This is a genomic window from Mammaliicoccus fleurettii (assembly GCF_003970575.1).
GTDB classification, from domain to species: domain Bacteria; phylum Bacillota; class Bacilli; order Staphylococcales; family Staphylococcaceae; genus Mammaliicoccus; species Mammaliicoccus fleurettii.
On sequence record NZ_RXWZ01000158.1, the window covers coordinates 1 to 20,222 of the forward strand.

Below are 20,222 nucleotides of genomic sequence, written 5' to 3' on the forward strand. Positions count from 1 at the left end.
TTATATTATTATTTAATTAAATCCTACTCTTATTAGTTTACATACACTTATATTTAGGCTAAAATAAGTAAATAATTGATAAACGGAAATTATGAATTAAAAAATTAAAAACGCTTTCAAATTGATTAGACAAGCCTTCACGCTATATTGTATTTTTTCAATCATTGGAGCAAAATACTCACTATCTAGGGGGATTCAAAATGGCAATTTCTAAAATAGAAAATTGTTCAGATTTATTAGCACTTGTTACTTATGTGGACAAATTAAAATCTATCATTAAGAAGGATTTTTCACTTAGCTTTGAAGAATTCGCAGTTTTAACTTATATTAATGAAACAGATGAAGAAGAATATCATTTGAAAAAAATCATTAATAAATTAAACTATAAACAGCCACAAATTGTAAAAGCTGTTAAAAACCTATCACAACACGATTACTTTAGTAAAAGAAGAAATGAATACGATGAACGTACAGTTTTAATTTTAGTTAATAAAAAGCAACGCAAATCTATATCAGAAGTTCTTGAAAAAATTGATAAAGAAATCGCAAAGACTGAAATAAACGATTAATATATAAACAAAACAGATTAAGGGCTGGGACAAATTAATTGTCTCAGCTCTTAATCTGTTTATATTACTTGCTTATCTCTTACGTTTTGATTCAAAAATTTAGAAACAACTTTTTTGAATTTTTCGCTTTCCTCGATAAATGGTGCGTGACCTGAATGTTCAAATATTTCTATTTGTGCACTTTTAATATTTTCAGTTACATTATCTATATCAAAAGGATCGTATTTGCCTTTCACAATAAGTGTAGGTATGTTTATATTATCTACTTTTATATTGATTCCATTTATAGACCTAACTGATATTGCATCTTCTTCAGCCGACATGCGATAATATTTTTTCACTTCTTGATACCATTTAAATGTTGAGTTCGTATCATGAAATATTTCATTAAACAGAATTAACATCGCTTCTTCTTTACTAAACCCTGCTACTATATCTCTATGTTTAGCGATTAATTTAATAAATGGTTGTTTACCTTGATTAGATATTGACGATACAATTACTAACTTTTCAACTTTTTCTGGATGTTGATTAGCAAATTCTTGTGCTATAACGCCACCCATATCATGCCCCAAAATATAAGCTGATTCAATTCCCTCAGAATCCATTAAGTCTATAATATCATCGATATGATTTTGTATAGAAAATGATTGTGGCTTTTCAGATTTACCGTGCCCTCTTGAATCCATTGTATAAGTTGTATATTGATCTTTCAGAAGTTGTACCGTTGAATGAAATGTAGCTAAATTCATACTTAATGCATGTAACATAATAAGTGGTTTACCGTTACCGTGCTTCTCATATACTATATGAGTCCCATCCCTTGCTATTAATTCTCCCATAATCTGTACCTCCCTACTTTACAGTAATAATATACCCCTTTTACAATTTTTCACACTTATAATATTAATTTAATACCATAAACAAAAATGCAGAAAATGATTGTGGTCGACTAATCATTTTCTGCATTTTTATTATACATATTTTCTTGTTGAATATATCATTACAAAATATAAGATTATAAATAAAATAATCAACCAACTACCAAATGTTGTAATCATGATTGCCATTTCATTAGTAGTTACAGCAGCAATTGTTTTCTGTATTACTGCCAAACCCATTGCAGCCACTTCAAGCTTTTTCAAAAATAATGACACAACAACAAGCAGGACGCCAACCACAAAAATAGCTTGAAAGACAGCTATTGGTATAACATACATGCCTAATGATAAGCCGAATATTTTTAAAATGCATAAAATAATACCAATACTAAATAGCAGTATATTCGTCATCATGAGCTTTTGATTAGGATATAAATAACTGTGTTTCTTAATGATTATATATATAACAAGTGAAATTGAAAGGATAACTACAAAATAGAATATATATAATCCCGTTACAGCACTAAATGGAATTAATTTTTTATCAAATAAATATGCCATTAATAAGAAGTTAAGTATATAGAAAAGAATAGGATTATAGTTCACTATCACGATATTTCGTTCTACAATTTGAAGAATTTCCGCATGTGATTTATGTCTATATTCAGCATAGTCTATGTCTTTCTCATCAGACTTTTTCATATCTTTCTTTAATGAATGCTGCACTTTATCAATTTGTTTAGGTAAAATTCCGACATGTTGTAAATAGTCGTTCACATTTTCCAGCAATACTTCATTGTTTGGACGCATATATACACCACCTTCATTCTAATATTGTATAAATTAATCCCCCATTATGCAATATGTTATTACATAATGGGGGATTATATTCATCATTTATTTAGTATTTACCTAAATCAATACGATATACTTTAAATTGTTTACTTTTCGGAGTTGCTTTTGAAAGTTGGAAGTGCGCTTGATCGTTATTCACGTAAGCATAACCACCAGTATATTGATTATTTTGTACACGTTTAGTTGTATTATCACCTAGCACTGAAACAAGTGATTTCAGATTCACATTTGTTAAATCGTCGTAAATCATTGTAATTCGTTTCACAGTTTCTTTACCATCGTGGACTTTTGCAGTAATAATCATATGCCCATTTGCACTATCAAATTCATAATAATTCTCTCTGCCATTACTATCATCAGAGTATGAAAACATTACGTTAGGATACTTTGATTTAATTTTAGAAATTTTATCTCCAATTTTAATACCTTCAATTGCAACCGTACCGTCTTTATAAGATTGTACATTATCATCATTAATATTTAATTGTTTATCAGTTGCAGCATTTGCCTCAGCAAAAGTTGAAAATGGTAATACCATAAGTACCATCGCTATAATTAAGAGACATTTTTTCATATGAGGTTCTCCTTCAGTCTATGACTTATATGCTATGCATTTAACTGAGTATATTATAACACACACATTACAAAATGACCACTTTTGTTACAAACATGTAACAAATGCATTAACGCGCCGTAATTTAATCTAAAAATTCATTAAGTACTTTTATAAACTTTTCATTTTCTTCTACAAAAGGTAGCTCTCCTGATTCTTCAAATAGCTTAAATTCAGCATTAGGTAATAATTCAGCAACTCGTTTACCTTCACTATATAATATCTTTCCATCATACAATCCAGATATAATCAGTGTCCTTACCCTAATCTCTGATAATAATGAGACAATGTCAAAATCTTTAAACGAGCGCTTAATCGCAATTTCTTCTTCCATTGTTTGTAAATCATTAGATGGCATGTGAGATTTAACAAACTTTTTAGCTTGTTTTATATTTTTATATCTAAATCTTAATAAATATTTTTCTCTCTCTTGTTCAGTCATTGTTCTGATTTCGTCAGCATGTCTATCGTAAATACGATTATCTGGAAATGTCGTATGATTATCGGTTGGATTAATCAATACCATACCATTTATAAGACTAGGATTTTTATATGTTAAACCTGTTGCAATAGTAGCTCCAAGTTCTAAACCAATTACATAAGCAGAATCAATAAATAATGCTTTAATCAATTGTTGTATATCTGAAATATAATCATCTACTCGACTATCACTAAGGGTATCACTTAGTCCATGACCTCTTAAATCAATGGAAATCACTTGGTATTGTTTGCTCAATTTTTTAATGATCGGTGTAAATACTTCCATATCTTGAAAAACACCATGCAGTAAAATAACAGGATATCCATTACCTTTCGTTTTATAATGAATCGCAACATTTTCTTTAGTTAAAAATAATTTCATCATGCATCACCTCTTTCGATTTTTGTACAAACTTCTATTAAATCGCTTAAACTTTCAATCGTATAATCTAATTCATCCTCTTCAGGTGTACCTAATACAGAATTAGCCATCCATACAGTAATCATACCCATGGCGTGGGCTGCAGCAATATCATTTAAAGGACAATCGCCAACATAAATAGCATTCTTGGCAGTAACACCTAGATGCTTCATAATATCTTCAAATATTACAGGATCTGGCTTTCTAACGCCAACTTCATCAGACGTTGAAACATAATGTATATATGGATATATCCCAATTGCATTCATAACATGTGTGATATCTTCGCTTTTACCGTTCGTCACTACACCTAACTTATAACCCATGTTTCTTAATTTTTCTAAAACAAACAATGTATCATGAAAAGGAAAATGATATCTATAATGATGCATCTTATAATCATTATAAAACGTTTTCCAAGAAATTCTTTCTATATTTAATTTTTTAACTAATTCTTGATATACCCATTCAATATCTTCTAACCCATAGGGATTCAATGTTAAATATACCTTTTCAAAATCACGTCTTTGGACTGTAACCATCAATTCATGAAATCGTTCAAATTGTTCTTCCAAAAATTTCATTCGTGATTTCTCACGATCAACAAGCGTATCTTCCAAATCAAAAATAATCGCTTGAATATCACACGAACACATGTCATCATCCCTTTCATAGAAACATTTTAAACTATTCCATAAAGAAAGCAATACAATTCTTCAATAGAAAACACCAATCCTTTGTATACAGCTCTAAAGGACTGGTGCAGTAACGCTAATTTAAGTTTATATTATAAATGCGCGTTTAACCTTTTTCTTTTTTTCGTTGTTCAGTAATCATTAAGTACATCATGATTGGAATTGCGATGATTGATAAGACAATTCCAACAGGTATTTGTATCGGGCTTATAATCACTCTTCCAACTGTATCTGCAATAAGTAATAAAGACCCACCTATTAGTAGATTTAATATCATTTGAATACGGACAGACACTTTATAAACTCTACGAACTACTTGAGGAACAATCATACCTATAAATCCAATAATACCTGTAAAGCTAATAATGACCGCCGTCATGATTGCTGCTATTAATAAACAACACCATGAAACTACTCGAACATTGACACCAAGTGTTATCGCTTTGTCATCACCTAATTGAATAATTTTAATAAAATGACTCATTGCAAATAAAAATATAATACAAATGAGTGTAACGCCTCCTGTAATTTCTACAGTTATTGTCTCAGCCGACGATACACTTCCGAACATATAAGAGACCATACTATTCACTTTATTTGGCTTAAGTAACAATAATATATAAAGTGCTGAACTGAAAAATGCTCCTATAAATATACCAGATAAGATCATGGTCGCTACGTGAAATGTCTTAACCATCGTTTCTGTAATTAATACAACTATAATAAGTGTTAACAAACTAAAAAATATAGAAAATAATGGTACAAACCATATCGAAACACCTAAGAATACAGCTAATGCACTACCAAATGTTGCACCGCTTGCTAAACCTAATGTAAAACTATCTGCCAATGGATTATTTAATATCGTTTGGTATATTTGACCACTTAATACAAGTCCCATACCAGCAATTAATGCTAACAAAGTTCTAGGTACTCTTAGCTTATAAAATATTGTCCAATCTAGTTGATTTTCAAATTTCCATGTTATACCAGTTGAGCCAACAAACAATGAAATAACAATAGCTAACAATAGAACGAGAAACCATAATGTAAGCAGTTTATAGATTTTTATATTTTTAGTCATAAACTTTATCTGAAAGTTCTTTTAACCCTTTAGCAAGTCTAGGACCTGGTCTTGAAATCACATCTGCATTTAAAGCATGAACATGTTTCTCTTTAACAGCCTTAACTTGCTCAAAGCCATCTCTATTGTTATTTAATTTCTGATATTCATCTTCATTTTGTCCGCTTGTCGTAATCATCACATCCGGATTCCTTTTTAAAATGCTTTCTTTATCTGTTTTTATCCATCCTTCTTGGTCATGATAGATGTTTTCTGCTTTTATAGAATTTAACATATCATCATAAAATGTATTCGATCCTGAAGTATAAATATCGGGCTGAGAAGATATTTCCATAAAGACCTTTTTACCTTGTTGTTCTTTAGGGACTTCTATAATAACATTGTTTATTTCACTTTTAACTTTACGAACGAGTTGATTAGCTTCTCGTTCTTTACCTGTAACTTTACCAACTTGTTTAAACGTTTCATACATTTCATTAATTGAATTTGCATCATCAATATAAACCACTTTAACACCTGCATCACTCAATTTTTTCAAATCTTTTTCTTGAGTAGATTGATTAGATTCATGCGCTAAAATTAAATCAGGTTTTGCTTTTAATAAAGCTTCTGTATCCAATTTAAAAGCATCGAATTTCTTTTTATTTTTAACATCTTTAGGATAATCATCGACTGTTGATACCCCAACTACTTTATCCCCAAGTCCTAATTCATATAATATCTCTGTGTTGCTTGGAATCAACGACACGATACGCTTATCTTCTTTTTTATCCGTTGATTCTTGCTTCGTTTCTTTATTACTATCAGAATTCCCACTTTGGCAACCTGATAGCACAATCAAAGCCGCTAAAATTAAATAAATTACATTCAGTCTTTTCATAACTTCTCTCCTCAGCATGTTTATTAAAAAATGGTACACAAAAAGGCACAGCTCAAATAAGATTGAGCTGCACCTCAATTAAAACATTTTATTTAATTACATAGATTCTGGAGCTGAAACGCCAATTAAAGCTAAAGCATTACGCAATGTAATACGTGCCGCTTCAATTAAAGCTAAATGTGCTTTCGTCTTATCTAAATCATCAGTTAATACTTTTTCTGCATTATAGAATTTATGGAATTGTGCAGCTAAATCTTGAATATAGTTCGTGATACGATGTGGACTGCGAGATTCAGCAGCAGAAACTATCGTAGGTTCAAATTCAGCAATTTTCTTCAATAAATCATAAGCTTTTTCATGTGTAATTGATGATAAATCAACATTTTGATCAATCGTTATATCTTTTTCATTAGCTTGACGAATAATTGAAGATATACGAGCATGTGCATATTGTACATAATAAACTGGATTATCTTGTGATTCTTTCTTCGCAAGTTCCATATCAAAATCAAAGTGTGTATCTGGACTACGCATTGTTAAGAAGTAACGTGCTGCATCAATACCCACTTCATCCATTATGTCTCGTAATGTGATGGCATTCCCAGTACGTTTACTCATCTTCACTTCAACACCATCTTGTAACAATCTTACCATTTGCATAATTTGTATTTCAAGACGTTTTGAATCTACTCCGAATGTTTCTAAAGAAGCTTTTAAACGATTAATATAGCCGTGGTGATCTGCACCAAATAAGTTGATCAGTTTGTCATAACCACGTTCAACTTTATCATAGTGATACGCAATATCTGGTAAGAAATAAGTGTACGTACCATCTTGTTTAATCAATACGCGGTCTTTATCATCACCAAACTCAGTCGTTTTTAACCAAGTTGCGCCATCTTGTTCATATGTGAAACCTAGCTCAGTCATTTTATTTAATACTGCTGTAATTTTGTTTGTTTCATATAAAGAAGTTTCACTAAACCAATTATCAAAATGGATATTAAAATCAGCTAAATCTTGTTTTAATTTAACCATTTCATAATCTAAACCAAGTTGACGGAAAGTTTTAATACGAACATCTTCTGGTTGATCCTTAATTTCAGGTTGCTTCTCAGCTAAATCTTTACCAATTGCGATGATATCTTTTCCGTAATAACCATCTTCAGGTAATTCAGTATCTTGTCCTAAAGCTTGGTTATATCGCGCTTCTATTGAATGAGCTAAATTCTCAATTTGTTTACCTGCATCGTTTATATAATATTCACGTGTCACATCATAACCAGCAGCATTTAAGACGTTTGATAATGTATCACCAACAGCAGCATTTCTTGCATGTCCAATATGTAAATCTCCAGTTGGATTTGCTGAAACGTATTCTACTATGATACTTTCATTCTTACGTTCTTCTGATTTACCAAATGCTTCACCTTTAGTTAGTGCTGATTTGATAATATCAGTTAAATATTGTTGATCTAAATAAAAATTAATAAAACCTGGGCCAGCAATATCAACTTTCTTAACATTTGCTTTAGTCGTATCTAAGTTATCCACGATTTGGTTCGCTATTTCACGAGGATTTTTACGTGCAAGCTTAGTTAATACCATTGCGATGTTAGAAGAGTAATCTCCATTAGCAGGGTCTTTAGGTGATTCTATTTTAATTTCTGGAACTGATTCAACAAGTTCGGCTTTTAATATGCTTGCTTTGATTTCTTCAATTAACGTTTCTTTAACTTGGTTAATAATATTCATTCATTTATCTCCTTAAAATTAATTTGAAATTGATATGTCCCGAGTAATCCTGTGTGGTCACTTAATTGATAATGTATCCTGAGTTTACCCTTATTATCATCTATATAATGTTTAATTGATAGTGTTTTGACAGTCATTGTCATACGTCCGGCTTCAGTATCATAATAACTAATTGTTTCATGTCCTTCGACAAAGTGAAACACTGTTTTAACTGTGCCAGTACGGTGAATTTTCACACCATCATCATCTATTTTAAGCATATTTTTTACTATTTGGTTATCAATCGTTTCTTCATATCTAATAATATCACTATTTCTTCTATGATATGTACCGGATGTTTTTGTTTGAAACGTTGATTTATCGCCATTTTGTTTCACAACTTGTTTAATATTAATGTTAATATTCTCTTCCATAGTTGGCCACCTCATCGTATAAGAACGTATATCATTATAGCATATTTGACAAATAAAATTAAAAAAAGCAGGGCTAAAAGCGCCTGCTTTTTTTAGTGTCCTAGCTATAGTAGCTATCAACTATTTTACTTATGAAATTGTGAAAAGACAATAGCAATTTACTTGAATTGTTATATTTCACAATTAAGTCACAAAATAGACATATTTAATCCGTATCAAGTGATGATTTTAATTCCTCACTACTGTTATTCCACATTTCTTCACTATGCTCTTGAAGGAAATTTTTAAGTACGATTCTATTTTCATCACCAATTTGGTCAATTTTAATATGATGCTTCATAGATTTATCCATCATATTAACATGCTCTGGCATACTTTTATATCCACGCTTTTTAGGTTTGTTAACCATTAAGTAACAACCCGTTAACCCTGCATAATAGGGTCCTTGTTCACCACGTTCTGTTGTAACCCAACAAAGCCAATATTCTTTAGCTTCTTCACCTTTAACTTCTTCTATATCTTTAACCCATTTTACACGCTTTTCCACTTCTGCTCTTGCGTGCATTGCGCCAACATCTATAAAAGCACTTTGCTCTGTTACATCAACGAACACAGGTGCAACGTTATCTAAACTGATTGAACCAATATTTGTGCCTTTATGTCCATCTAATGGATCATTTTTTATTATATTAAATTGAAATCCTTTTTTTTCAGCCAATTGTTTCACCTCATTTAATTCTTGCTTACATCATACTAGAGTATTAGATAGACATTCAAGATTGTAATCTATACGAGTTCATTTAATAAATTAATGATATCACCTTTAATATTTTCATCTTCCATTTCTAATATCAATTCTTTTGGATAATACAATTTATAATCAAGTCGTTTAATTCCTGTAATACTGTGAATTATGACTGATTGACTACTAATCTCTTTAATGTGGCCTGACTTTTGTAATAAATGTATCGGTTGTCGATTTGATCCAGGACGATCATAGTCGTATGGTAAGTCAGAAAATGAATCACACACAAAATAATACTCTGGGTCAATTCCACCCTTTTCAAATAGGTCTGTCAATTCACCAATCGTAATAATCGATCCATCAAATGGTAAATATTTAAATAAATCACGATTCACAAATCGTTTACTTAAATCACTCAAAATTTGATCTGCTTCTTCAGTCCATTCTTCTAAATAATACATTACGACTGTCTCATCTAATCGTATATAGTCTTCAATAGAAACTTCACCTTCAAAGAATGGAATTAAATATTTAGGCTCTTCTTTAAATGAATAACCTTGATCATAAAGTACTTTAGCACGTTTGAAACATCTATTAAGCAATACTTCTCCACCACGGCTTACTGGATGAAAATATATTTGCCAGTACATTTGATAACGACTCATCAAGAAATTTTCAACAGCATGCATACCACTTTCTTTAATAAGTACTTCATCTTTTGAAGGGCGCATTAAACGTAATACACGCTCCATATCAAATTGTCCGTAGCTAACACCTGTAAAATAAGCATCCCTTTGTAAATAATCCATTCTGTCTGCATCTATTTGAGAAGAAATCATGGAAATCACTAACTTATTTTCATGTGTTTTATTTATAACTTCAGCTACTTCAGTTGGGAAATCAGGTGACACTCTTCTCAACACTTCATTAACTTCTGTATCACCTTTAATTATCAACTGTGTAAATGCTTCATGATCAGTTAAAAATATTTTTTCGAAACAATGAGAAAAAGGGCCGTGACCTAAGTCATGTAATAAAGCAGCACATAATGCAAGTGGTCTATCTTTATTATCCCAAGGTGCTCTTCCATCAAACACTTCATCCACCATTCGTCTTACGATTTCGTAAACACCTAAAGAATGGCCAAAGCGACTATGCTCAGCTGTATGGAAGGATAAATATAATGTTCCGAGTTGTTTGATTCTTCTTAGGCGTTGAAATTCTTTTGTTTTAATAAGATCCCAAATTAATTGATCACTAACATGTATATAACGATGAACAGGATCTTTGAAAACTTTCTCTTCAGGTAGCTTTTTCGTTCCATAAGCTTCTTCTGTCACTTTGTTCCCTCCATTTCTCATCTTTACTCTACTGTAAATTCGATTTCACCAACATGTTCATAAGTTGCTTTATACGCACCTTTAGTGAGTGTTTTAGGCAAAATAAATGTTCCACTTGAGACAAACATACCAGGTGTTAAAGAACGATTATATTCTTTAATATTAGAAATGAGCCATTTAACAGCTTTAGCTGGATGACCTTCTACTTCTGTACTATATCCAGATGCAAGCTCTTTACCATCTAATGATAAAGTCCCTTTTATGTTATCAATGTCTTCGTATGTTAATTGCTTAGGATCACCATAAATGACGCCACCACTTACTGCACTATCTGCAATAATTTCGTTAACTGTTAAATTAGGAAACCAATTGCTAAATCGAGAATCCGGTATTTCGACTCCTGGTGCAATAAGGCACTTACGCATAATATCTTCTAAACTATCTTCTTCAGTCAATTCTTCTTGAACAATAAAGACCAATTCCAACTCTGCTAAAGGTTCGTTTAAATCATTTAAATAAATACGTGGACCAAAAATAGTCGTTTCACCCATCGCACCGTATAAAGGTGTCGTTGAAGAAAAGATATCTCTTGTTTCTTGGCTCGTTAAACTAATTTTATATCCTTTATGAACTTCTGTTTCTTCCTTACGTTGCAAGACACCTTCTTGAATATCATAAGCTGCATGTTCAGTAATATTCGAAGGCAAAATACCATTTGGAATAATTTTTTTATTTTCATAAGCTTCATAAAATTGAGAAACCCATTTATTAAGTGATTGTTCCATTACAAACGACCTCCTAAAAAGTTTTTTTCATAAGTGTTGTGCTCATTGCATCTCCAAACAATAACTCTTCATACTTACGAATTACTTCAAAACCTTCTTTCTTATAAAAGGCAATACCAATGTCGTTCTTACCATCAACTTCTAAGTATACTTCTTTGTATAAACCTTTATATTGGTCTAGACCAGCATAAAGTAATGCTTTACCATAACCATCACGTTGTGCTTCAGGTAGAACATAATGAGAAGAAAGATATAGCTCAGTTCCTTTAATAAAGTTCGCAAAACCAACAATCTTTTCTTCATCTTCTGCAACAAAGAAATCAGAATCATTAATACGTTTCTGAAGCATCTCTTTAGAATAAGATGCATTTAAAAATGCCGTCACCGTGCTAGCCGTATAAATATTGGTATACGTATCATACCAAGCTTTAGATGCTACATTTTTAATTCCAGAATAATCTTCTATCGTTGCTTTTCTTACATTTGCCATAAATATCTCTCCCTTATCTACCTTTCACATCAAGCATATGACCATGATGTCTATTATTCTATGTTTATTTATTCCCTATATACCATTATTACAATGTACACATTTAAATATCTTTCTATCTAACCTTATAAGCAATTATATCATTTATATATTAAAAACTATAATATTCAGAACACTTAATTATACTCGAAAACCCTTTAGAAATGTAGAATTTGTTAAGTAAGTTAACTCTTAATAATAATATTCATATAAAATATTTAAAAATAAAAGAAAGTGGGACATAAATAATTTTTTTTTGAAAAAATGAGATGAGTTGTAGATTAAATATGGAGTTAATCGAAGAGTTGGGGTGAGTTGTAGATTAAGTCAGGCGTTAATCTAAGACACCCTCAAAATCAACACTGAACAATGAAAGGCTGGGACAATTAATTTGTCCCAGCCTCAAGAAATATGGTGTTATTCTTTTATGATTAGTATAAATGTGCTTAATGAGCTTGAAGTCTTCGTGCGTTTTGACCCGATTTAATCCAAACTTCACTTCATAAATTTCTATTCTACTTATTCAACTTCTTATTTAACTTCTCATCTATTTCTTTTTGTCGACGTTTTCGTTCTTCATTTCTAAGTCGCAATCTTTCTTCTTCTTCTGGATCGCGTTTCTTTTGAAGTTGTTTTTGAATTTTCTCCATGAGTTCTTCTTCTGTTAACGCGGCACATGGGCGGTTATTAACGAATGCGAATGTTTTTCTTCTGCCTGGTCCACAATAAGATTGGCAAGCTACTTCTACTTCGGCTTCTGGATCTATTTTTTTTAATTTTTTCAGTAGTGATGGTAAATTAACAGCTTGGCAATCATCGCAGACTTGAAATTTATTTCGCATTTGTTTCCCCACCTTTCTCGATTTCTAGTTTAGCAATAAATTATTATACCACCTTAACAGTTGTTTGAGAATGTCATTTTATTGTTTTTCCATATTTCGTACCATTTTATCATTTCGTTCAATCATTCTTTCAAAATATTTATCATATAGCTCCCATTCTTCTGTTGTGACGGGATTCATATTTAATGTTGCACCTAATGTTTTTAGACTTCCTAACAATTTGAACAATATGTCATTCGTTGTATAATCTTTATCTAATAATTCATTTATAGATGCCATACTTTCAGGAATGATGGTTGGATAGATAAATTTTGTTTTTTCATTTTTTAATGCATGTTGATAGAATTCTTTCATCATGTTTGCACGTTCTGCACCAGATCCTTCTACACATAAGTATATTTGAACTGCTATACCACCTCTAACTCTTCGTTGTGATATACCAGCAAACTTTCTGTTATTGATACTTAAGTCATAGCTACCCGGACAGTATGAGGCAGAGATTTCTTTATTTTCAATAGCATTTGTTTCTTCTTTAAACATTTCACGTATGAGACGTAACATCACTTCATATCCCGTATCAATGGATACATCATGTTTACCTTTAAAAATCAAAGATATATTTAGTACACCTTTGTCTAACACAACGCCTAAACCACCTGAATTTCGAACGATTGCACTGTATCCTTTAATATTGTTTAAAAATTCAATGCCATCTTTTAAAAAAGGTAATCTAGAATCGTGTATGCCTAATATCACGACGTGGTTGTGTATCCATGTTCTTACTACACTTGGACTTTTATCATTTCCAACTTGATCACAAAATGTATCATCGAAACTAAAGGACTGCATTGGCTGCAGTCCTGAAGTGTGGTCAATGTATCGCCATTCTTGTGTAAAATAATCTTTCAAAGTTTCCACGATTATAATGTTTGAGCAGCTGTAATAATTGAAAGACTGTATACGTCTTCTGCTGAACAGCCACGTGATAAATCGTTAACAGGTGCGTTTAAGCCTTGTAATACAGGACCAACTGCATCAAATCCACCTAAACGTTGTGCAATTTTGTATCCAATGTTACCCGCTTCTAAGCTAGGGAAGATAAATACATTTGCATCACCTTGAATTTCAGAATTTGGCGCTTTTTTAGCAGCTACTTCTGGAACGATTGCTGCATCAAATTGGAATTCGCCATCTAATACTACATCTTTTAAGTCTGTTTCTTTCAAGTTTTCTTGAGCAATCGATACCGCTTCAGATACTTTTTCAGTATCAGGTGATTTCGCTGAACCTTTAGTTGAGAAGCTTAGCATTGCTACTCTTGGAGACATACCGAATGCTTGAGCAGTCTTAGCACTTTCAATTGCAATTTCAGCTAAGTCTTGAGCATTTAATTCTGGGTTAATTGCGCAATCACCAAACACATACTGTTCTTCACCTTTAGTCATGAAGAATACACCTGATGTTTTAGTAACGCCTAGTTTAGTTTTAATGATTTGTAATGCTGGACGTACAGTATCCGCTGTAGAATGCGCAGCACCACTTACTAGTCCATCTGCTTGATTAGTATAAACTAACATTGTTCCGAAGTAATTTACATTGTTTAATAATTCTTCAGCTTGTTCTACTGTTGCTTTACCTTTACGGCGTTCAACAAATTTTTCTACTAAATCAGCTTTTAATTCGCTTTTTTCAGGGTTAATAATTGTAAGTCCATCGATTGATAAATTAGCACCCGCTGCTGTTTCTTTAATTGCTTCTTCGTTACCAAGTACGATCGGTGCAACCAAATCAGTAGCTTGTAATTTAACAGCTGCTGTTAATACACGAGCATCGTCACCTTCTGGTAATACGATACGAACATTCTTACCTGATAGTTTGTCGCTTAGGACATTAAGTAAATTAGACATAATTGCCTCCTATATATGATTGCTTTAATTTTCCCATTCATAATTATAACATTTTTTCATAAATTTTCACGTATCCGAACTATGAATTAATTTTATAAAAATACACAAATTTATGATTTATATTTTGACAACAACTTTTTCCATTTTTGAACTATATCTTTATCTTTAACTTCAGTAAAAGCGACATTTGGTTTTAAGTTAGGATCTTTACCATTATAATCTTTATCGGCAAATCCTGTAGATAAAGTGACATCTTCGTTCTGAGTGAATTCATACTGATATACTTTTCCGTTATCAGCAAATAAATATTTAGTAATTGGCTTGTTCATATCCGCTACTTCATTATAACCTTGGATATTCGTTAAATCTTGCGCTTGTTTATCGATACCTTTTACATTGTTTTTAGAATAATATGCTGATATCCCAACTATATTATGTACTTTGAATGCTTTTTTTCCAGGCTTATTATGATTTGTAATTTGTAATTCTCCGTCTTCTGTCAAAGCATATCCATCACCTTGTGTGTGATCACTGCTACTAAAATAGCGATTAGATATTGCCATTCCTTTGTCTTTACCATACTGATCTGCATAGATTAATAATTTTTCTTTTAATTCATCTTTTTCTTTATCTGAAACTTGTATTTCTTCAGCTTTTGCTTGTTTGGTTTCTGATTTTTGTTGTGTTTCTTTCTTTGTTGTTGAGTCATTACTACATCCACTTACTAAGCAAATTAAAATTATAAAAGCACTTAAGCATTTGAACTTATGTTGCAAGATAATCTCTCCTTCTATTTACAAATAGACGTCTCCACATAATATTGCTTGAAGGAGACGTCTAATATACATGTTTATTTAACTTTAAAAATTATTTTTAGTTCTTTTTAATACCAAATTCATCTACTAATTTAACTTGTCTCTGTTCGCCTTTACTAATATCTCCATGTAGTTGATATATTTTAACAACCAATTCGTCTCCTGATACGTCATAAACTGAGAAGTTCTGGTCTGATGAGTCGCGGTTGTTTTCATGACTATTATTAAATGCATCTGTTTTATGAGGTTGTTCACCTAAAGCAAACAGACTATTGTAATGATCTAATTGCTCTTGTGTTAAGTCTTTTAATTCAGGTCTTACCTTTTTAATATGTTCTAATGGACGGTCATAAATACTATCATACGCTTTAGTTCCACCAGTATTAGGTAACACATAAACTGAACCTTTAGGATTATCGTAATATGCTACATTATCTTTACCACGTATTTGTTTAGCATCTTCTTTTTTAGCATTTACAAAACTATTTTTTGTTCCAGTATGTTCAAGTGGTTTTGTACGTGAAAGTACATGATCATGACCTTGAAGTACTAAATCAACATCTAAATCATCAATTTGTTTAGTCAGCTCATCACGTATTTTAGCGACATCTTCATCTGATAAAGCATGATAAGATTTAGAATACATCGGTTTATGAAGGTTTAAAATAACCCATTTAGCACCATTTTTCTTCGCATCTTTAATATCTTGCTTAATCCATTCCATTTGCTCTTTCCCAATAGCTTTCTCTTCTGGGTTATCTTTTGATTTTTTATTATCATTCGTATTAGCTACAACCATATGCGCACCGTTATAATCAAATGAATAATACGATCCACCATTCACTGCATTATTTTCTTTCGGAACATTTACATGATCGTTATAAGTAGTTAAAAGTTTCTCATCTTCTTCACTTAAGGCGTATTCATCATGGTTACCAGGTGCAGAAGCGATTGGTAATGACATAAAGGATGGGCGTGATTGATCATATAAATCACGCCACTCATCTTCAATTTGAGCAGTCTCAACAAAGTCTCCTGTATGAAGTGCAAAGTTTGGATTGCCAGCTGTTTTAATGGCATTGCTTAGAGTATCAGCACCAAACTGAGCTTCATTTCTTACATGTTCATTCCAGTATGCATTTTGTGTATCTGTATATTGAACGAATTGGAAGTGATCATCTTTGTTTCCAGATGTTTTAAATTGACCTACTTCACTTTGAGGACCATTTGCACTACCTACGCGATAATAATATGTAGTATTTGGTTTTAAATTATTTGCTTCAGCTTTATAGCTATATTCTGGTACTGTCGTTAATTCTGATTTCCCGTGTTTATCACCACGTGTCCATTCAGGTCCTTTGGCATTTTTATCAGTGTAATAACCTTTAACTTTTTCTTTACCATTCTTATCTTTAACAGGTTCACCTTCATCATCTTTTTCTAGATCTGCAAAGATAAAGTTTCCATTCTTATCTCGTTCAACATATTTCGAATTTACTTTTTTAGATTTAGCATCAAAAGAACGTGCATCATCAAAATTACCAGTTTCAGAAACCCATACTTTTGCATCTTTAAACTGATCTGTAGTATACCAATTAAATGCCATTTCTGATTTAGTATCACCGTTAAAATTAGTAATGATACGGTTAGGTTGGTTTTTCTTAGGAACTGGTGCTACCTGAGGCTTTTGGGATGTCACTTTAATTTCAGAATCACTTGTGTTAGCTGTTGTTTCAGATGTATTAACTCCCGGATTTCCAGACCCACTCGCTTCTACCGTTTCATTTGCAGAAACGCCTAATAATAACATCAAACAAGCAGTTCCACTTAAGAATCGTTTTGTTACTGACTGATTATACATGTACACTTCCTCCTAATTAACCCTTGTGATTTAAAATGCATTACATTAGGAAGTGTATCAACTGTAGGTTAACCCTTTGTAAAGATATTATAAATGTTTTATTAATGAAATTTTAAATAATACATAAAGAGGAGTCTAGGACATACATGTCCTAGGCTCCCTAATATACTCTATTTTAATTATTATCATTTAAGTAATTATACATTTGACTCGGTTGTCCTAATCTCATATCTACAATGATGTGCTGGGCATCTACTACTTTTTTTACTGGAAAGTCAGCTAAAGGTGCCATTACATGTTCAAAAAGTTGTAATCTTGCAGGACCTCTATATGCTTCTTTCACTTTTACATCCGTTATTTGGCTGCGTGTTAATTCACTCATTAAAAGTGATCCATCGTAGTGTCTCATCTGTTTCAACATAAATTGTGGTGTTGTTATGATTGACTTAGCTTCTTCATCATCCATACGATAATATTTATATCCCATAGTAGCTTGAGCTACTCTTAATGAGTTGTAGTCCAAAGTGCCAACTAGTACGTCGTTGTCTACATATAAATTAGGCGTACCTGCTTTTTTAGGAAAAGCGGCAACTTCTCTACCTGATGCGATTGCTGCTTGGTTATTTACATACATAGAAAGATAGAATTCGCCTGCTTCACCATTATATTCTACTGGAATAACGTGTCCAGCTTCCATATAAGAACCTAATCCTGTACTGTCAGGCATATTAATGACTTCAAACTTTATTAAATTACTCGTAACTGTAAGTGGTTCTGGAACAATTTCTTTGAGCATTTCCATATCTGTTTCATAAACGATATTCAAAAATTCTCTATCTTTAAAATACATGTCAGTTGCAGGAAATACCGGTGCATTCAATGGTGTAGCTGAGATATTTTTAACTTCTTCTTTTCTCATATTAAAAGCTCCTTTTTCTGCTCAATTATTTTAGCGAATTCTGCAATACTTTCACTAAATTGCGGAACTGTCTTTTTATTTTCCGCTTCTGATACGATTTCTACAATTTTATCATTATATGGTGTAGGTATATCGATGTTATCTCCTTCTCGTGCAACTAAACCGTTAATATAGTGAATTTCTGTTTTTCTACCTTTTTGTAAGTCTTGTAACATACTTGCTTCCAATTTACGGTTTGATTCCATTATCATTTTCAACTTTTTAGTTTGTTTTTCAATGTTATCAATTATTTTAAATTGAGTAAAATCAACGCCAGACATGATTTCAAATTCTATACCTTGTTTTTCAGCTACTTGAATGCCTTCACTGATAATATATAATGCTGATTGAATACCAACTTCATCATCCATTATATCGCCATACGTACATCCACATGCTGCAGACAAACCACTAAAAGAACTATTAATTAACAACTTAGACCACTTTGTTCCGATCAAGTTTGATGAAACAAATACACCACCTATATGTTCTAAAACTTCTTTAATATTCTTGATTCTCTCTGTAACAAAACCATTTAATTCACCAATTTGTAATGCGTATTCTTTGAATGTGTCATAAGTAGTAGTCAGATTTGATACACCAGGTTCAGCATATGTTGCACCAAATTCTACAGATCCAGCTATAATTTGCTCTTTCGGAATGGTTTCACTGATAAAATGTTCAGGCACACCATTTTGTAAAGATAGTAGTATCCCATCTGTATTTAAAATATTTTTTATAATAGGTAATACATCATTATTATAAATTTGTTTAGTTAATAACAATACTAAATCATATTTTTTATTTATTTTGTCCGGAGTAATTGCATTTACTTTACTATGAAATTCAATACTCCCTTTTATAGTTGCACCATTTTCATTCAATTTATTAATATGTTCTTCGTTTACATCAATTAAATCCACGTTTTCTGCAGATTGTGATAAATAAGCTCCCATTATCGTACCTAACGAACCCGCTCCATATATTGCAATATTCATATATATTCTCCTTTGCTTATATCCAATGTATATTTCAATTACAATGTTACGCTTATGTTAGAATAATTTAAAATACATATATAGGTATGTACACATAACCAATTAGTTATATATGAGGAGGTATACAATGGATTTATTACAGCTAAAATACTTTAAAACAGTGGCAGATTTTATGAGTTTCACTAAGGCTGCTAATTTTCTATACATTAGCCAACCTGCTTTAAGTAAAATGATTAAAAATTTAGAAGTTGAATTAGATATTAAGTTGTTTGAACGAAAATTACGACAAATAGAATTAACGAAAAATGGCGAAATATTTTTAAGTTCTGTTAATAAAATTTTTGGAGAAATCGATTATGCAAAAGAGCGTATGTTAAAAAATAAAATTGATGAAGAAAAGACCATTAACATTATTACATCAAGTAATCGTTTTACTTCAGATCCTATTTTATCTTTTACTAAAGATCATCCTGATGAAATATTTAATGTCGAAACGTTAGATAATCATACAATTATTAATAAATTAATGTCTGAAGAGGCTGATTTTGCAATTTCATTTTTTAAAATTGAACACTCAGATATACAGTGTGACTTCCTCTACAGAGAAGATATTGTATTAGTAACGCCACCAGAGTATGATGCTTATGAACCAAAAGATTATATTTATGAAGCAAATAATTTTAAACATTTTCTCTTTATTTCTAATTACAAAGAATACAATCAATTTATTAAAAATAAACTTTATGAAAAAGGTATTAAATATCATAATTTCAATTATGTTGATGATGCTTTATTC

The 20,222-nt window shown here is 31.4% G+C and carries 22 protein-coding genes; 2 read left to right on the forward strand and 20 right to left on the reverse strand.

Features of this window, described 5'->3' with window-relative positions:
- Positions 1-200 precede the first annotated feature (200 nt).
- Complete coding sequence (sarA, locus tag CD129_RS11095) at positions 201-569, forward strand: global transcriptional regulator SarA (RefSeq protein WP_115337835.1); 369 nt, start codon at positions 201-203, stop codon at positions 567-569.
- Between the two features lie 59 nt (positions 570-628).
- Here sarA and CD129_RS11100 read toward each other — a convergent pair whose 3' ends face one another.
- From CD129_RS11100 to CD129_RS11195, 20 genes are all read right to left on the reverse strand, one after another.
- The gene (locus CD129_RS11100) at positions 629-1,411 is read right to left on the reverse strand and encodes an alpha/beta fold hydrolase (RefSeq protein ID WP_078357835.1); all 783 of its coding nucleotides are present in this window, start codon (positions 1,409-1,411) and stop codon (positions 629-631) included.
- A gap of 132 nt (positions 1,412-1,543) precedes the next feature.
- Positions 1,544-2,260: a hypothetical protein gene (locus tag CD129_RS11105; protein WP_107509400.1), complete on the reverse strand. Its 717-nt coding sequence runs from the start codon at positions 2,258-2,260 to the stop codon at positions 1,544-1,546.
- Between the two features lie 91 nt (positions 2,261-2,351).
- Positions 2,352-2,879: an SA0570 family protein gene (locus tag CD129_RS11110; protein WP_078357833.1), complete on the reverse strand. Its 528-nt coding sequence runs from the start codon at positions 2,877-2,879 to the stop codon at positions 2,352-2,354.
- A 124-nt stretch (positions 2,880-3,003) separates the two neighbouring features.
- Positions 3,004-3,783 carry an alpha/beta fold hydrolase gene (locus CD129_RS11115; RefSeq protein ID WP_115337836.1) on the reverse strand — a complete coding sequence of 260 codons (780 nt, stop codon included), beginning with the start codon at positions 3,781-3,783 and terminating at the stop codon, positions 3,004-3,006.
- Positions 3,780-4,526 (reverse strand): HAD family hydrolase, encoded by a 747-nt coding sequence (locus CD129_RS11120; protein ID WP_238418557.1) that lies wholly within the window; start codon positions 4,524-4,526, stop codon positions 3,780-3,782. The genes CD129_RS11115 and CD129_RS11120 overlap by 4 nt, the downstream gene beginning before the upstream one ends.
- A gap of 94 nt (positions 4,527-4,620) precedes the next feature.
- Positions 4,621-5,598 carry a FecCD family ABC transporter permease gene (locus tag CD129_RS11125; RefSeq protein ID WP_078357830.1) on the reverse strand — a complete coding sequence of 326 codons (978 nt, stop codon included), beginning with the start codon at positions 5,596-5,598 and terminating at the stop codon, positions 4,621-4,623.
- A complete protein-coding gene (locus CD129_RS11130; RefSeq protein ID WP_115337837.1) occupies positions 5,591-6,478 on the reverse strand; it encodes an ABC transporter substrate-binding protein in 888 nt (295 codons plus the stop codon). The genes CD129_RS11125 and CD129_RS11130 overlap by 8 nt, the downstream gene beginning before the upstream one ends.
- Before the next feature lie 96 nt (positions 6,479-6,574).
- Entirely contained in the window at positions 6,575-8,233 is a 1,659-nt protein-coding gene (argS, locus tag CD129_RS11135; RefSeq protein ID WP_115337838.1) for an arginine--tRNA ligase, read from the reverse strand.
- A complete protein-coding gene (locus CD129_RS11140; protein WP_107509402.1) occupies positions 8,230-8,646 on the reverse strand; it encodes a YwiB family protein in 417 nt (138 codons plus the stop codon). The genes argS and CD129_RS11140 overlap by 4 nt, the downstream gene beginning before the upstream one ends.
- Before the next feature lie 205 nt (positions 8,647-8,851).
- Positions 8,852-9,364, reverse strand: a complete 513-nt coding sequence (locus tag CD129_RS11145) for a YwhD family protein (protein ID WP_107509403.1) — start codon at positions 9,362-9,364, stop codon at positions 8,852-8,854.
- Between the two features lie 68 nt (positions 9,365-9,432).
- Positions 9,433-10,731, reverse strand: coding sequence for an HD domain-containing protein (locus tag CD129_RS11150; protein ID WP_078357825.1), 1,299 nt, complete (start codon positions 10,729-10,731; stop codon positions 9,433-9,435).
- Between the two features lie 23 nt (positions 10,732-10,754).
- Complete coding sequence (locus CD129_RS11155; RefSeq protein WP_107509404.1) at positions 10,755-11,516, reverse strand: 2-keto-4-pentenoate hydratase; 762 nt, start codon at positions 11,514-11,516, stop codon at positions 10,755-10,757.
- Positions 11,517-11,529: 13 nt separating this feature from the next.
- A complete protein-coding gene (locus CD129_RS11160; RefSeq protein WP_078357823.1) occupies positions 11,530-12,006 on the reverse strand; it encodes a GNAT family N-acetyltransferase in 477 nt (158 codons plus the stop codon).
- 554 nt (positions 12,007-12,560) lie between these two features.
- The gene (locus CD129_RS11165; RefSeq protein ID WP_078357822.1) at positions 12,561-12,887 is read right to left on the reverse strand and encodes a YuzB family protein; all 327 of its coding nucleotides are present in this window, start codon (positions 12,885-12,887) and stop codon (positions 12,561-12,563) included.
- A gap of 78 nt (positions 12,888-12,965) precedes the next feature.
- Positions 12,966-13,805 (reverse strand): lipoate--protein ligase family protein, encoded by an 840-nt coding sequence (locus CD129_RS11170; protein WP_107509405.1) that lies wholly within the window; start codon positions 13,803-13,805, stop codon positions 12,966-12,968.
- A 2-nt stretch (positions 13,806-13,807) separates the two neighbouring features.
- Positions 13,808-14,794 (reverse strand): phosphate acetyltransferase, encoded by a 987-nt coding sequence (gene pta / locus CD129_RS11175; protein ID WP_115337839.1) that lies wholly within the window; start codon positions 14,792-14,794, stop codon positions 13,808-13,810.
- Positions 14,795-14,904: 110 nt separating this feature from the next.
- Positions 14,905-15,570, reverse strand: coding sequence for a hypothetical protein (locus tag CD129_RS11180; RefSeq protein WP_078357819.1), 666 nt, complete (start codon positions 15,568-15,570; stop codon positions 14,905-14,907).
- Positions 15,571-15,667: 97 nt separating this feature from the next.
- A complete protein-coding gene (locus CD129_RS11185) occupies positions 15,668-17,419 on the reverse strand; it encodes a purple acid phosphatase family protein (protein ID WP_420870898.1) in 1,752 nt (583 codons plus the stop codon).
- A 226-nt stretch (positions 17,420-17,645) separates the two neighbouring features.
- Positions 17,646-18,389 (reverse strand): acetoacetate decarboxylase, encoded by a 744-nt coding sequence (locus CD129_RS11190; RefSeq protein ID WP_078357817.1) that lies wholly within the window; start codon positions 18,387-18,389, stop codon positions 17,646-17,648.
- A complete protein-coding gene (locus CD129_RS11195; RefSeq protein ID WP_115337841.1) occupies positions 18,386-19,426 on the reverse strand; it encodes a ketopantoate reductase family protein in 1,041 nt (346 codons plus the stop codon). Before CD129_RS11195 ends, CD129_RS11190 begins: the two co-directional genes overlap by 4 nt.
- A 127-nt stretch (positions 19,427-19,553) precedes the next feature.
- Here CD129_RS11195 and CD129_RS13250 point away from each other — a divergent pair.
- Positions 19,554-20,222 (forward strand): LysR family transcriptional regulator (locus CD129_RS13250; RefSeq protein WP_218585269.1); only part of this gene is annotated, 669 nt, incomplete at its 3' end.